At 57.8% G+C, this 12,933-nt stretch carries 14 protein-coding genes; 4 read left to right on the top strand and 10 right to left on the bottom strand.

From position 1 onward, the window contains the following. Positions 1-63: 63 nt before the first annotated feature. Complete coding sequence (locus KZ772_RS05075; protein ID WP_290538752.1) at positions 64-594, bottom strand: glycine zipper 2TM domain-containing protein; 531 nt, start codon at positions 592-594, stop codon at positions 64-66. A gap of 121 nt (positions 595-715) precedes the next feature. Further along, positions 716-1,282, bottom strand: a complete 567-nt coding sequence (locus tag KZ772_RS05070; protein WP_290538751.1) for a hemerythrin domain-containing protein — start codon at positions 1,280-1,282, stop codon at positions 716-718. 109 nt (positions 1,283-1,391) lie between these two features. Between KZ772_RS05070 and KZ772_RS05065 the strand changes: the two genes are divergently transcribed. After that, positions 1,392-1,823: a hypothetical protein gene (locus KZ772_RS05065; protein WP_290538750.1), complete on the top strand. Its 432-nt coding sequence runs from the start codon at positions 1,392-1,394 to the stop codon at positions 1,821-1,823. Between the two features lie 145 nt (positions 1,824-1,968). Here KZ772_RS05065 and KZ772_RS05060 read toward each other — a convergent pair whose 3' ends face one another. The 6 genes from KZ772_RS05060 to rsxA are packed head-to-tail and all read right to left on the bottom strand — an operon-like array spanning position 1,969 to position 8,385. Continuing rightward, entirely contained in the window at positions 1,969-2,682 is a 714-nt protein-coding gene (locus tag KZ772_RS05060; protein ID WP_290538749.1) for an electron transport complex subunit E, read from the bottom strand. Then, positions 2,675-3,322, bottom strand: a complete 648-nt coding sequence (rsxG, locus tag KZ772_RS05055) for an electron transport complex subunit RsxG (protein WP_290538748.1) — start codon at positions 3,320-3,322, stop codon at positions 2,675-2,677. The genes KZ772_RS05060 and rsxG overlap by 8 nt, the downstream gene beginning before the upstream one ends. Beyond that, positions 3,319-4,338: an electron transport complex subunit RsxD gene (rsxD, locus tag KZ772_RS05050; protein WP_290538747.1), complete on the bottom strand. Its 1,020-nt coding sequence runs from the start codon at positions 4,336-4,338 to the stop codon at positions 3,319-3,321. Before rsxD ends, rsxG begins: the two co-directional genes overlap by 4 nt. Continuing rightward, on the bottom strand, positions 4,338-7,223 hold the full coding sequence (rsxC, locus tag KZ772_RS05045) for an electron transport complex subunit RsxC (protein ID WP_290538746.1): 2,886 nt from the start codon (positions 7,221-7,223) through the stop codon (positions 4,338-4,340). Before rsxC ends, rsxD begins: the two co-directional genes overlap by 1 nt. Then, positions 7,220-7,804 carry an electron transport complex subunit RsxB gene (gene rsxB, locus KZ772_RS05040; protein ID WP_290538745.1) on the bottom strand — a complete coding sequence of 195 codons (585 nt, stop codon included), beginning with the start codon at positions 7,802-7,804 and terminating at the stop codon, positions 7,220-7,222. The genes rsxC and rsxB overlap by 4 nt, the downstream gene beginning before the upstream one ends. Next, positions 7,801-8,385 carry an electron transport complex subunit RsxA gene (rsxA, locus tag KZ772_RS05035; RefSeq protein ID WP_290538744.1) on the bottom strand — a complete coding sequence of 195 codons (585 nt, stop codon included), beginning with the start codon at positions 8,383-8,385 and terminating at the stop codon, positions 7,801-7,803. Before rsxA ends, rsxB begins: the two co-directional genes overlap by 4 nt. Positions 8,386-8,668: 283 nt before the next feature. On the opposite strand from rsxA, the gene KZ772_RS05030 reads away from it, so the two are divergent. Then, positions 8,669-9,796, top strand: coding sequence for an aminotransferase class V-fold PLP-dependent enzyme (locus KZ772_RS05030; protein ID WP_290538743.1), 1,128 nt, complete (start codon positions 8,669-8,671; stop codon positions 9,794-9,796). A gap of 201 nt (positions 9,797-9,997) precedes the next feature. Continuing rightward, entirely contained in the window at positions 9,998-10,648 is a 651-nt protein-coding gene (locus KZ772_RS05025) for an alpha/beta fold hydrolase (RefSeq protein WP_290538742.1), read from the top strand. Positions 10,649-10,919: 271 nt separating this feature from the next. Here KZ772_RS05025 and KZ772_RS05020 read toward each other — a convergent pair whose 3' ends face one another. Beyond that, a complete protein-coding gene (locus tag KZ772_RS05020) occupies positions 10,920-11,651 on the bottom strand; it encodes a type II restriction endonuclease (RefSeq protein ID WP_290538741.1) in 732 nt (243 codons plus the stop codon). After that, a complete protein-coding gene (locus KZ772_RS05015; RefSeq protein WP_290538740.1) occupies positions 11,641-11,889 on the bottom strand; it encodes a helix-turn-helix transcriptional regulator in 249 nt (82 codons plus the stop codon). The genes KZ772_RS05020 and KZ772_RS05015 overlap by 11 nt, the downstream gene beginning before the upstream one ends. Positions 11,890-11,986: 97 nt before the next feature. On the opposite strand from KZ772_RS05015, the gene KZ772_RS05010 reads away from it, so the two are divergent. Further along, a complete protein-coding gene (locus KZ772_RS05010; RefSeq protein ID WP_290538739.1) occupies positions 11,987-12,907 on the top strand; it encodes a Dam family site-specific DNA-(adenine-N6)-methyltransferase in 921 nt (306 codons plus the stop codon). Positions 12,908-12,933 lie beyond the last annotated feature (26 nt).

Raw genomic sequence — 12,933 nt, 5'->3', positions numbered from 1 at the left:
CTGATCCGCGATGAACCAAAAAAAGCCCGCGTCCGCGGGCTTTTTTATGCCGTCAGGAGAGGGTTACTGGGTAACCACTTGCCCCTCTTCGATGCGCAACCGTTCGCCGGGCTTCTTGTCCATGCGAATGGTTTCTTCCTGATCATTGAAGACGTAGGTCACGTCATAACCTTCAGTACGACTCTTGTCTTCCATCACCGTGTTACAGCGCTGTTCCGTGGTGGTGTAGGTGTTTTTATCCTGCATCCCTTTCTGGATCTGGTTACCGGCTACACCACCGACAATGGCACCACCTGCTGTGGCGGCGTCCTTGCCACTGCCGCCGCCGAACTGATGGCCGATCACGCCGCCGACCACGGCACCGACCACACTACCGGTTACGCGGTGTTCATCCTTGACCGGCTTCTTGCGCTGCACGGTCACTTGCTGACAGACCTCGCGGGGTTCCTGCCAGGTTTTCACAATCGGGTCCACATTCACCACTTCGGCATAGCCTGAGGTGGCCGGGGTCATGGCCTGGTAGGCACCGTAGCCGACGCCGGCGATGGCCACGGCCCCTGCGATACTGAGGGCGGCAACTGCTGCACTTTTCATGGCTCACTCCTTGTTAGTTGGTTGTGACCATTATGATCCCTAAATCAGCTCAAGGTTCGTAACCTGGCGCACATCAAGTGCAAAAGAATGTGAATTATGGCGTTCAATTGAAAGCAAAAATTCACATATACAACAAATAGATAGGCACAATTATGTCTTCCTCGTCGTCCATATGCCGGTGCAGCAATGCCTCAAGATCTGCCGCTTGCCGGTGCGCAATGTCCAGTTTCCTCGGGTCAGTCGCCAGCGCCGGGAAGTGATTGAGCTGCTGGTCTATATCATCCAGCAGGGCATCCAGTACCAGGTGATCCTGTTCCAGCACGTCGAAACCGGCCGCCAGCCGTGGGTGATGCTGACGTAATACCGGGAATACACTGCTGTCCTCGAAGCCATGATGGCTGTGCAGGTTTTTCAGCAGGTTGTGGCCGTGGTTGCCGATAGTGGTGAGCAGGCGACGGTTGGCCTCTGTCTTCCGATCCGCCTCAGCCAGCTCCAGGACATGGGTGAGAGCACCATGATACTGCCGGGCCTGGCGCTTCAGGTTGCGGTGGTTGCGTTGCAGGGCCCGGGCATTGCTGATCAGGTAATGGGGATGGTCCCGCCACTGCTCCCGCGCCGGGCCGTACAGCCGTTCGCGGATATCCTCGGGCAGCGGGTGGTGACGTAGGGTGTGAGTCTTGTGGGTCATGGCATTTCTCCTTCCCCGATACAGTGACGTTTTGTCTGGCTGGATTGAATCGCGTTTAATAGCGCGGATTTATCGGAGAATCTGATCCATTCATGGGGGGGGGGATGGCATGTCACAACTGGACCAGCAACTGGAAAGCGAATACTTCCACCTGACCGGGCTGATCGATTCGTTCGATCAGAAGTCGCTCACCATCAAGGCGTGGAGCGTCACTCTGGCCGGCGTATTGGCCGGATCGGGGGCATTCTTTGATCGTCCCGCGCTGCTCTGGGTGGGAGTGGTGGGCAGTTTGATGTTCTGGTTGGTAGAGGGACACTGGAAGGCCTTTCAATCTGCTCATTACGCCCGCATCGAGAAAATCGAAGCGCATTTTCGAGGTGAAGTGGATGATATTGCCCCGTTCCAGACAGCTATCAGCTGGGATCGCAGCCGTCGTGCCGGGGGAAGGCAGGAGTTGCTACGGATTCTGCGCTGGCGACATGTGTTTCTGCCGCACGGATTGGTAGCGGTGGCTTTACTGGTGGCAGGGTTGGTGCTGTAGGAGAGACGCTCGCGCCGCGAAAGGGCTTACCGTAGGAGCGTCGCTGGCGGCGCGATAACAGCCGTCGCAAGTAGCGAGAAGCGAGTTTCGAAACGGGTTTATCGCGCCGCCAGCGACGCTCCTACAGCAGGGCGAAGTGGTGCATTTAACTGACTTTGCCGGTGGTGCGCACCCGGCGGCTGACTTTGGGTTCGTCGCTGGCTCTGGCTTTCTGGATCGCCTTGAGGCGTTTGTCGATCACGTTCTTGCCGGCGATGATCAAGCCCAGGCCCACGAAGGCGCCCGGTGGCAGAATGGCGAACAGGAAGCCGCCGTAGTTTTCCACCACCTGAAGTTGCCAGTCCGCCGCCATGGGGCCGAACAGCAGCTGCATGTTGGTAAACAGGGTGCCCTGGCCAACCAGTTCGCGCATGCCGCCAAGGATCAGCAGGATCACCAGAAAACCCAGGCCCATCATGAAGCCGTCCAGGGCCGCGGGTAACACCGGATTCTTGCTGGCAAAGGCATCGGCGCGCCCCAACACGGTACAGTTGGTCACGATCAGCGGAATGAAGATGCCGAGGATTTCATAAAGCTCGAAGGTGAACGCCTGCATCAGCATTTCGATCACCGTCACCATGGCGGCGATGATCATCACGAAGGCCGGCAGGCGCACCGCATCGGTCACGTACTGACGAATCAGGGACACGCAGATATTGGAGCCCATTAGTACCACCAGGGTGGCCAGGCCCAGGCCCAGGGCGTTGACTACGGTGCCGGTCACTGCCAGCAGTGGACACAAGCCGAGAATCTGCACGGTGGCCGGGTTGTTGTTCCACAGCCCGTCCATGCTGATCTTTTTGTAGTTCACGTCACTCATCACACGTCTCCGCCGGTGCTGCCTCGGAAGGTGCCGCAAAGACAGCCGCCTGGTTGGCGTCGAAATATTGCAGGGCGCGGTGTACCGCGCCCACCACGGCACGGGGGGTGATGGTGGCGCCGGTAAAGCTGTCGAACTGGCCGCCATCCTTCTTCACCGCCCAGCCTGCATCGGCAGGATTGCCCAGTGACAGGCCATTGAAACCATAAATCCAGTCGGATTTTTTGGTTTCGATTTTATCGCCGAGCCCCGGGGTTTCATTGTGCGGGGGCACCACGCGTACGCCCTGAACCTTGCCTTGCGTATCCACACCGACGATCAGGGCGATATTGCCACCGTAACCGTCCGGGGCGGTGGCTTCCAGTACCGCGCCGTTGGGCTCGCCATCCTGGCGTGCCCGGTAGATATGGTGGCCGTTGCGGCCCAGCAGCGGGTCGCTGACGGTAATGCGATCGGCCAGCAGATCGTTGTCATGCCGGTCGTGGGGCATCACTTCATTGAGCGAGGCCATCAGTGCCGCCTGCTTGTTGCACTCCACCTTGCCGATGGTCAGTTCATTGGTGATGGCCAGGGCCGCGGCGGTGCTGATGGCAAACAGGCTGAGGATCACGGCGTTTTTGGTAATGGCATAACGCATCATGACTGGGTGCCCCTGTTTGGCTTGTCGTGGCCATAGGTCCGTGGCTGGGTGTAGTAATCGATAAAGGGCGCGCACAGATTCAGTAACAGCACCGAGAACGCCACGGCATCCGGGTAGCCGCCGAAGCTGCGGATCACCCAGATCAGCACGCCGATCAGTGCCGCATAGATCAGCCGGCCACTGCGGCTGGTGGCGGCGCTCACCGGGTCGGTGGCGATAAAGAAAGCGCCGAGCATGGCCCCGCCGGAGAAAATCTGGAACAACGGGTCGGAAAACCGCACCGGGTCGATCAGCCAGGCAATCAGGGCGGGCAGGGCCAGGCCGCCCAGAAAACCCGCCGGGATATGCCAGGTAATGATCTTGCGGCTGATCAGATAAAGGCCACCCAGCAAAAAGGCCAGATTGACCCATTCCCAGCCGAGCCCGGCAAACTGGCCATGCAGGATGCCGTGGCTGGCCAGCTCGCTGTCGTTGCCGGCCCAGGTACGGAAGGTATCCAGGGGCGTGGCGCCGCTCAGGCCATCCACCGGCAACTGGCCGGTAAACAGCTGCCAGCTTTGCGCCAGGCTGGGCGCTTCGCCCGGGGCAATCCACTGGGTCATGGCCACCGGGAAAGAAATCAGCAGCAGCACATAGCCGACCATGGCCGGGTTGAACGGGTTCATGCCCAGGCCACCGTAGAGCTGCTTGGCCACAATAATGGCAAAGCCCACCCCGATCAGGGTCAGCCACCAGGGGGAGGTGGGCGGCAGCGCCAGGGCCAGTAGCACGGCGGTGAGCACGGCGCTGTAGTCCTTCAGGTAGAAGGCCACCGGCCGACCGCGAGCTTTCAGGATCAGTGCCTCGCTGACCAGCGCTACCACCACGGCCCACAGTACATTGATGACCGTGCCCCAGCCGAACTGCCAGGTCAGCACCGCCAGGCCGGGCAGGGTGGCGTAAATCACCTGACGCATGAAGGCGCCGGTGTTGTTGTTCACCGTGGTGTGGGGCGAGGTGGAAGAGATCAGTGCCATCAGTCTTGCAGTCCTTGTTCTTCTACCGCCTGCTTGAGCGCCATGCGGGCGATCTGGGCTTCCGCCTCCAGGGCCTGTAATTCGGAACTGAGCGCTTCCAGGGTGTCTTCCGAGGCGCTGTCCCGTTGTTGCTCAAGCTCGCGCTGTTTGTCGGCCAGGGCGCTTTCTGCCCGGGCTGCCTCCAGCTTCAGGGTCTTCAGATCCTTGCCGGTGTGAGCGCGGATATCCGCCTTGGCTTCTTCCACCAGCGCATCCAGGGCATCGCGGGCCACGTCAGCCTTGGCTTTCAACTTGTCCACTTTCTGCTGCATGGCATTGAGCTCCTCGGCGGGAATGTCGCCGTTTCGCTCGCCACGCTCCAGAGCGGCATGGGCTTCCTTGTACTGCTTGTGGGCCATGTTATAGGCGGTTTTCAGAGCCTTGAGGCGCTTCTGGCGCTTGGCGGCCACCTCTGGATCCACCGCCGTCAGCGCCTGCGGGGCTTCGGTTTCCGGGGCCTTGGGGGTATCCGTGGGGGCCGGTGGTGTCTTGGGGGCGGCCGGGGCCGGTGCGGATGCCTTCGCCTCGCGCAGTTCGGCTTTCCAGTGGTCGGCCTCGGCTTTCAGACGGTCCGCTTCGGCACGCAAGGCGGCAACGTTGTCCGCCCCGTTCTCGTCGGCCTCTTTGGCGGCTTTGACGGCAGCCTTGTAGGCTGAAGAGACCTCGCCCACTTTCTTCTTCAGGTCGGCCAGTGGATCGGCTGGCGCAGCGGCGGGTGCCGGAGTGGGCGTGGCCGGCGCATTGGCCTTGGCGTCGCGCAGGTCGGCCTTGAGTTGGTCTGCCTTCGCTTTCAGTTCGTCCGCCTGGCTGCGCAGCTCGGCGGCATTGTCGGCGCCGTTTTCTTCCGCTTCCTTGGCCGCTTTCACCGCTGCCTTGTAGGCGGAAGAGGCGTCACCCACCTGTTTCTTCAGGTCCGCCACCGGGTCGGCTTGAGGGGCTGCGGCGGTTGTGGCCGGGGCACTGGCCTTGGCATCGCGCAATTCTGCTTTCAGTTTGTCGGCACTGGCCTTCAGTTCATCGGCTTTGGCGCGCAGGTCGGCGGCATTGTCGTCGCCATTTTCCTCCGCTGCCTTGGCGGCTTTCACGGCAGCTTTGTAGGCCGTGGATGCCTCGCCAACCTGCTTCTTCAAGTTGCCGACCCGGTCTTCTGTGGGGGCGGCAGCAGGGCCAGCGTCCTTGGCGTCACGCACGGCGGCCTTGGCCTTGTCGGCCTCGGCTTTCAGGCGGTCCACTTCGGCTTTCAGTTCGTTGATGTTGGCGGCGCCTTCCGCCTCGGCAGCCTTGGCCGCTTTCACGGCGGCCTTGTAGGCCTTGGACGCTTCCAGGGATGCTTGCTTGAGGGCGACTGTGTCCACGGACGGTGTGCTGGTCTCGACTTTCTTCTTGCGGTTGGCTTCCAGCCGCGCCTGACGACGGGCTTCTTTCTCGGCCTTTTCCGCTTCGATGCGAGCCTGGCGCGCTTCAAATCGCTGGCGGGCCTTGTCGGCTTTTACCTGTTCGGCGGCCTGTTGGCGCACTTCTGCCTTGGCATAACGGTAGTACTGCACCAGCGGGATATGGCTGGGACACACATAGGCGCAGGCGCCGCACTCGATGCAGTCCATCAGGTTGTGGTGCTGGGCCTTTTCCAGGTCGTCATTCTTGGCGTGCCAGTAGAGCTGCTGGGGCAGCAGGTTGGCCGGGCACACGTCGGCGCAGGAGCCACAGCGGATGCAGGGTTGCTCCGGGGGCGGCTCGGGCAGTTCTTCCAGGGTGGCGGCGATGATGCAGTTGGTGGTTTTCACCACCGGCACTGCCGGGTTGTGCAGGGTGAAGCCCATCATCGGGCCGCCCATGACCAGACGGCCGATGTTGTCCGGATCCACGCCGCCGTGCAGCAGCAGATCGCGTACCGGGGTGCCCAACAGCACCTCCATATTACCCGGCTGGCTCACGCCTTCGCCGGTGAGCGTGGTCACCCGCGACAGCAGTGGCTCGCCGTCGATCACCGCTCGTTTGATGGCATAGGCGGTGCCCACGTTCTGGCACACTACGCCCACCTGGGCCGGTAACTGGCCGCTTTTCACTTCCTTGCCAGTGAGCAGCTGGATCAGCTGCTTTTCGCCGCCGGAGGGGTACTTGGTAGGCACTACCCGCACGTCGATGTCGCAACCCTTGCAGGCCCGCTTGATGATGGAGATGGCTTCGGGCTTGTTGTCCTCGATGCCGATCAGGGTACGGCGCGGATTGAGCAGGTACTGCAGGATGTTGATGCCGGCAATGATCTCGTCGGCACGCTCGCGCATCAGACGGTCGTCGGCGGTGATGTAGGGCTCGCACTCCACCGCATTGATCACCAGCTCTTCCACGCGCTGGTGGTCGCCCAGGTTCACCTTGATGCTGGTGGGGAAGCCGGCGCCGCCCATACCGGCGATGCCCGCATGACGGATGGTGTCCACCAGTTCGCCGGGGCTCAGCTCGGTGTAGTCGGCCACACCGGCATGCTCGATCCATTCATCCTTGCCGTCCGTGTCGATGACGATACAGATGGCATCCATACCGGACGGGTGCTGAATGGCGCGGGGGCCAATGGCGCTGACTGTGCCGGAGGAGGGTGCATGAATGGCCGCGCTCACCGCGCCGCTGGGCTCGGCGATCATCTGGCCTTTCAGTACCCGCTCACCGGGTTCCACCAGCGGTTTGGCCGGGGCACCGATGTGCATGTTCAGTGGCAGTATCAGCTGCGCCGGCATGGGGCCGGGGGCAATGGCGGTGCCGTTGGAGATGTCCTTTCTTTCCGGCGGATGAATACCGCCGTGGAAGTCGTAGACCTTGCGGCTGCGCGAACGGAACAGGGTACGAATCACAGGTTCACCACCTCAATACGGCTGTCCGGGCGCTGGCCGATACCGGCGGGGCGGTTCCAGCCCCAGGTCTGCAGGGTGGGTTTGACTTCCACCATGTCGATGCAGTCCACCGGGCAGGGTTCCACGCACAGGTCGCAGCCGGTGCACTCGTCCACGATCACCGTGTGCATCAGCTTGGCGGCGCCGACAATGGCATCCACCGGGCAGGCCTGGATGCACTTGGTGCAGCCGATGCACTCGTCCTCGCGGATATAGGCCACCTTGGGGATGTCGGCATCCTCGGCGCCCTCGTCATCCAGGGTCAGCTCGTCCCGGCCCAGCAGGTCGGTGAGCGCGTCCACGGTATCCTGGCCGCCTGGCGGGCAGCGGTTGTGCTCCTCGCCTTCGGCAATGGCTTCGGCATAGGGGCGACAGCCCGGGTGCCCGCACTGGCCGCACTGGGTCTGCGGCAGCAGGGAATCGATCTGGTCGACAATGGGGTCGCCCTCGACCTTGAATTTCTCCGAGGCAAAGCCGAGCACCGCACCGAAAACGGCGGCCAGGGCAAGCAGGGCGGCCACGGCAATCAGCACAGCGGTCATAGCTTGATCAACCCGGAAAAGCCCATGAAGGCCAGCGACATCAGGCCGGCAGTGATCAGGCCGATGCTGGGGCCGCGGAACGCCTCGGGCACATCGGCCACGGCAATACGCTCACGCATGGCGGCAAACAGCACCAGCACCAGGGAGAAGCCCAGCGCCGCGCCCAGGCCGTAGGTAAGCGATGACATAAAGGTGGCATCGTCCTGGCGTACATTCAGCAGCGCCACACCGAGCACCGCACAGTTGGACGTGATCAGCGGCAGGAACACGCCCAGCACCCGGTAGAGCAGGGGGCTGGCCTTCTTCACGAACATTTCGGTGAACTGCACCGCCACGGCGATCACCAGAATGAAGCTGATGGTGCGCAGGTACTCCAGTTCGAAGGGCACCAGGATATAGGCCCAGGTCAGGTAGGCGAGCACGGACGACAACGTCAGTACGAAGGTGGTCGCCAGGGACATGCCCATGGCGGTCTCGATCTTGTTGGAGACCCCCATAAAGGGACACAGCCCTAGGAACTGCACCAGGACAAAATTGTTTACCAGCACAGCGCTGATCAGAATCAGGACGTACTCTGTCATGTGATCGTGGCTCGCTTGCCGAGAAAGAAAGACGTTAAACGCGGTGTTTACAGGGCGTTAAGGGCGCATAGTATGAGGCAGCGCCCCGGTTGGCTCAAGATTGTTCCGACATAAGCTTAATTGACTGCAGACAACAGTCATTGACTGCGAATTAACCAGTTGATGCCCCTTTTGCCATGCTTTTTGCCCGGGACGGTTGCGGCGCTGGCGGCAATCCAGTATCCAAGACAGACAACAACGCGACGAGACCGGCCAGAGCCGGTTGCTGCAGAGGTGACCCCCCGTGACAGATTTGCCCCGTGACTTTGACCGAGACGGCCTGCTTGAGTATTCCGTGGTTTTTACCGACCGCTCCCTGAACCACATGTCCCAGCGTTTCCAGCAGGTCATGCGGGATATTTCCAGCAACCTGAAGCAGGTCTATAACGCCCACTCGGTCACCGTGGTGCCCGGCGGCGGCAGTTTCGGTATGGAAGCGGTGGCCCGCCAGTTCGCCACTGGCCAGCACTGCCTGGTGATCCGTAACGGCTTCTTCAGCTACCGCTGGAGCCAGATTTTCGAGATGGGCAGCATCCCGTCCAAAGAAACCGTGTTGAAAGCGTCCCCCACCAGCGACCAGCCCCAGGCACCGTTCGCTCCGGCCCCCATCGAGCAGGTGGTTGCCACCATCAAGGCGGAGAAGCCGGCCATGGTGTTCGCCCCCCATGTGGAAACCGCCTCCGGCATCATCCTGCCGGATGACTATCTGAAACAGGTGGCCGACGCCGTACACAGCGTGGGCGGTCTGTTCGTGCTGGATTGCATCGCCTCCGGCACCATCTGGGTGGATATGAAAGCCATCGGCGTGGATGTGCTGATCAGCGCCCCCCAGAAAGGCTGGAGCTCTTCCCCCTGTAGCGCCCTGGTGATGCTCAGTGAAGCGGCAGACCAGCGCCTGCACGAAACCACCAGCACCAGCTTCGCCTGCGATCTGCGCAAATGGCGCGACATCATGATCGCCTACGAAAACGGCGGCCATGCCTACCACGCCACCATGCCCACCGACGCCCTGCGCGGCTTCCGTGACACCATGCTGGAAACCATGAAAGAAGGCCTCACCGCCGTGAAGGAACGCCAGTGGAAACTGGGCACCGCCGTGCGCGAGCTGATGGCCAAGCACGGCTTCGCCAGCGTCGCCGCCCCGGGCTTCGAAGCCCCCGGCGTGGTGGTGTCCTACACCGACAATGACACCATCAAGAGCGGCGCCGCCTTTGTGCAGCTGGGCCTGCAGACCGCCGGCGGCGTGCCCCTCATGTGTGACGAACCCGCGGACTTCAAGACCTTCCGCGTGGGCCTGTTCGGCCTGGACAAACTGGGGGATGTGGATGCGGCGGTGGCGCGGCTGTCGTCCGCCCTGGATCAACTTGGCTAGCCATGAATGGCGACTGGCACCGTTTTGAGGGTGTTTGCAGGCTTGCTGTTGTGGGTCTGTTTTAGTCCCACTCTTCTTGCCGATGCCATTCACTCAAGAGATCAGAGTGGTGCTCGCACTTCTCTGGACAGTCCCCTCTCCCCTTGCGGGAGAGGGACAGGGAGAGGGGGAACGGCCTTGCTGGATACCGAGGGCACGACAATGACAATCCAGAACCCTGAATGCGTCATCCTGCTCCATGGTTTGGCTCGCACCGCCCACTCCATGAAGAAAATGGCAAACGCCCTGGAGAGCACCGGCTACACGGTGGTGAACCAGGGCTACCCCTCCACCCAAAAAGACATCCAGACCCTCGCCGCAGACACCCTGCCCAAAGCCCTGGCAAAATGCCCGCCCACCGGCACCATCCATTTCGTTACCCATTCCATGGGCGGCATCCTGCTGCGCCAGTACCTCAGTCAGCACCGCATCGACAGACTGGGCCGCACCGTCATGCTCGGCCCGCCCAACCAGGGCAGCGAAGTGGTGGACCGCCTGGGTGACTGGGCCCCATTCCAGTGGTTCAACGGCCCCGCCGGTAGCCAGATGGGCACCGGCCCCGACAGCGTCCCCAACCAGCTCGGCCCGGTGGACTTCCCCCTGGGCATCATCGCCGGCAGCGACACCATCAACTTTTTGCTCTCCACCCAATTACCCGGCCCCAATGACGGCAAGGTCACAGTGGAAAGAACCAAAGTCGAAGGCATGCAGGATCATCTGGTCTTGCCGGTGACGCATCCGTTCATGATGCGCAATGGGGACGTGATTGATCAGGTGAAGGTGTTTTTGGCGGAGGGGGCGTTCAGCAAGTAGGGATTGCGATTCCCCTTTTCAACGGAAGCTTCCGTTGAACCCGGAAAGGGAAATGCCAACATGTTGATTTAGTGGGCTTTTGGTTTTTCTGTCTCCGAGTTCAAAGGAAAGGAGTTATAAGGAACGTTCCGTATAACTCCGTGTAGGAAATTGGCTATAGCCTGCCAAGCGATTGTTATGGCAGGATTTTCTCTTAAGAAAAGGGGCTCGGCTCCAGAATTATAAGGAATCGAGTTATTCGGAACGTTCTAATGAATACACTGTTAGGCGCCTAGTTCTGTTTCCATACTCGATACCCTGAGATATCCGAAAATTTCTTCTCTCTTTCTTCAGCGGTTCGCTCGTAATTTCTCCAGTAATCTAAGAATTCCTCTTCTGAAGAAAATGGGCCATTTCCTGCGGTAAAATCTTCAATTCTCCCGTTTATACTTCCAATGTTTGTTGTATTTCCTGATCCTGCTTTATCGCCAGAAATTTTCCACTTTTCTTGAAAGAAAGTCTTAACATCCTTATAAGGTAGAACTATGTCAGAGATTTCATCTGTCGTATAAATCTTGTGCTCGGCTGATTTTTTTACAGCCACTCTCGTATAAACAAACCCCATCACCCAATGTTCTTTATACTGATCGAATGGATACACTATATTTTTAGTGTTATTCCTAATGAAGCTTGTGTAGCCACCCAAAGTATATTTGAACTTGCTTTCAGGCTTATCTATGTAAGTAGTCTTAACATCAATAGCAATTTTTTCATTGTCATTATCGGATTTTTGCAAAGTAAAATCTGGATAATGGTTTTGTACAGTTGGTTCTACCAAGGTATAACCATTCTCATCTGCAAACTGCTGAATTATGGGTCTTGAAAAAAGCTCAAAAATTGTACTTAAGACTTTTGTATCGCTACCTATTGGATAAATCTTCTTTTCAGATGAGATAACACCACATATATTGTAATCAGCTTCATATTCAGCCAACAACTTATCAAACTTCTCTTTAAATCCCACGTTTTCTTCCTTTTTCAATCTTCTGAATAACATCTGAGGGGGATTCATTGAGTGCATTACAAACTTGAATAAACTCAAGAACGTCTAGCCTGCGCTCTCCGCTTTCATACTTTGAAACAAACGACTGTGGGCGACCAAGAGCTTCAGCTAATTGAAGCTGGGTCACCTCTTTCTGAGCACGCAATCTTTTTAATATCTCGTGGTACAAAGAAACTACCCCCAATAAATTGCCAGACATTCTGCATCCCAATTTGGAATATCCCAAATTGGGATTGTTTTCGGGCGGAGAATAAGCTAATCTGGCGGTTTAAGTATTCTGGTAGCACGAGTCTGTTATGGCACAGAAAGTATTAGTCCCTCCAATGAAGTCCCAAGGGATCAAAACAAAGTTAGTACCATGGATCGAAAGTCTTGTTCCTGAGGATTTCTCTGGGCGATGGGTAGAGCCATTCATGGGTACTGGTGTTGTCGCTTTCAACATAGCCCCCAAAAAAGCGCTAATGTGCGACACCAATCCCCATATGATCAATTTCTATTCAGCTATTCAATCGGGCGAGATTACTCCCGATATAGCAAGAAGGTTTTTAGAAAAGGAGGGTGCGATTCTCTTAGAAAAAGGAGATGAGCATTACTACAGCATAAGAGAGCGATTCAATGAAAAGCACGCCCCCCTAGATTTCCTATTTATAAATCGGGCAGGCTTTAATGGAATGATACGGTTTAATCGAAAAGGAGGTTTCAATATCCCTTTTTGTAAAAAACCGAATCGGTTTGCAAAGGCATATGTCACTAAAATTGTAAATCAAATTTCTACGGTTAGTCAGATCCTGGAGGCCAAAGATTTTGATTTTAAATGCCAATCGTTTGAAGAGACTATAAACGAGGCAAAGGCTGGCGACATTATCTATTGTGATCCTCCCTATATAGATAGGCATGTAGATTACTTCAATTCATGGGATGAAGAGCATGAAATAGGTCTCTTTGATAGCTTAAGCGAGTCATCCTGTGACTTCATTCTTTCAACATGGCATCACAATGACTATAGGAAGAATGAATACATTGAATCTCATTGGTCGAAATTTAATATTTTGACGAGGGAGCACTTTTACCACGTTGGTGGTAGTGAAAAAAATCGAAATCCAATGATAGAAGCAATAGTCACAACAATAGATACTAAAGAATACAAATACAAAGAGCCTGAAACACAAGAGCAACTTACCTTGCTAGAGCCTACTCTTCACTATGGCAGCGCCTAACAAGCGCATGTTGTCGGACTGGTTTT

Origin of the sequence: Alcanivorax sp. (assembly GCF_019431375.1) — a bacterium.
GTDB classification, from domain to species: Bacteria; Pseudomonadota; Gammaproteobacteria; order Pseudomonadales; family Alcanivoracaceae; genus Alcanivorax; species Alcanivorax jadensis_A.
The sequence above is the reverse complement of the archived record's forward strand: the minus strand, read 5'-3'. Positions and strand labels throughout refer to the sequence as shown.

Coding starts and splice junctions, on each gene's coding strand:
- KZ772_RS05075 (WP_290538752.1), bottom strand. CDS start 594: ATGAAAAGTGCAGCAGTTGCCGCCCTCAGTATCGCAGGGGCCGTGGCC.
- KZ772_RS05070 (WP_290538751.1), bottom strand. CDS start 1,282: ATGACCCACAAGACTCACACCCTACGTCACCACCCGCTGCCCGAGGAT.
- KZ772_RS05065 (WP_290538750.1), top strand. CDS start 1,392: ATGTCACAACTGGACCAGCAACTGGAAAGCGAATACTTCCACCTGACC.
- KZ772_RS05060 (WP_290538749.1), bottom strand. CDS start 2,682: ATGAGTGACGTGAACTACAAAAAGATCAGCATGGACGGGCTGTGGAAC.
- rsxG (WP_290538748.1), bottom strand. CDS start 3,322: ATGATGCGTTATGCCATTACCAAAAACGCCGTGATCCTCAGCCTGTTT.
- rsxD (WP_290538747.1), bottom strand. CDS start 4,338: ATGGCACTGATCTCTTCCACCTCGCCCCACACCACGGTGAACAACAAC.
- rsxB (WP_290538745.1), bottom strand. CDS start 7,804: ATGACCGCTGTGCTGATTGCCGTGGCCGCCCTGCTTGCCCTGGCCGCC.
- rsxA (WP_290538744.1), bottom strand. CDS start 8,385: ATGACAGAGTACGTCCTGATTCTGATCAGCGCTGTGCTGGTAAACAAT.
- KZ772_RS05025 (WP_290538742.1), top strand. CDS start 9,998: ATGACAATCCAGAACCCTGAATGCGTCATCCTGCTCCATGGTTTGGCT.
- KZ772_RS05015 (WP_290538740.1), bottom strand. CDS start 11,889: ATGTCTGGCAATTTATTGGGGGTAGTTTCTTTGTACCACGAGATATTA.
- KZ772_RS05010 (WP_290538739.1), top strand. CDS start 11,987: ATGGCACAGAAAGTATTAGTCCCTCCAATGAAGTCCCAAGGGATCAAA.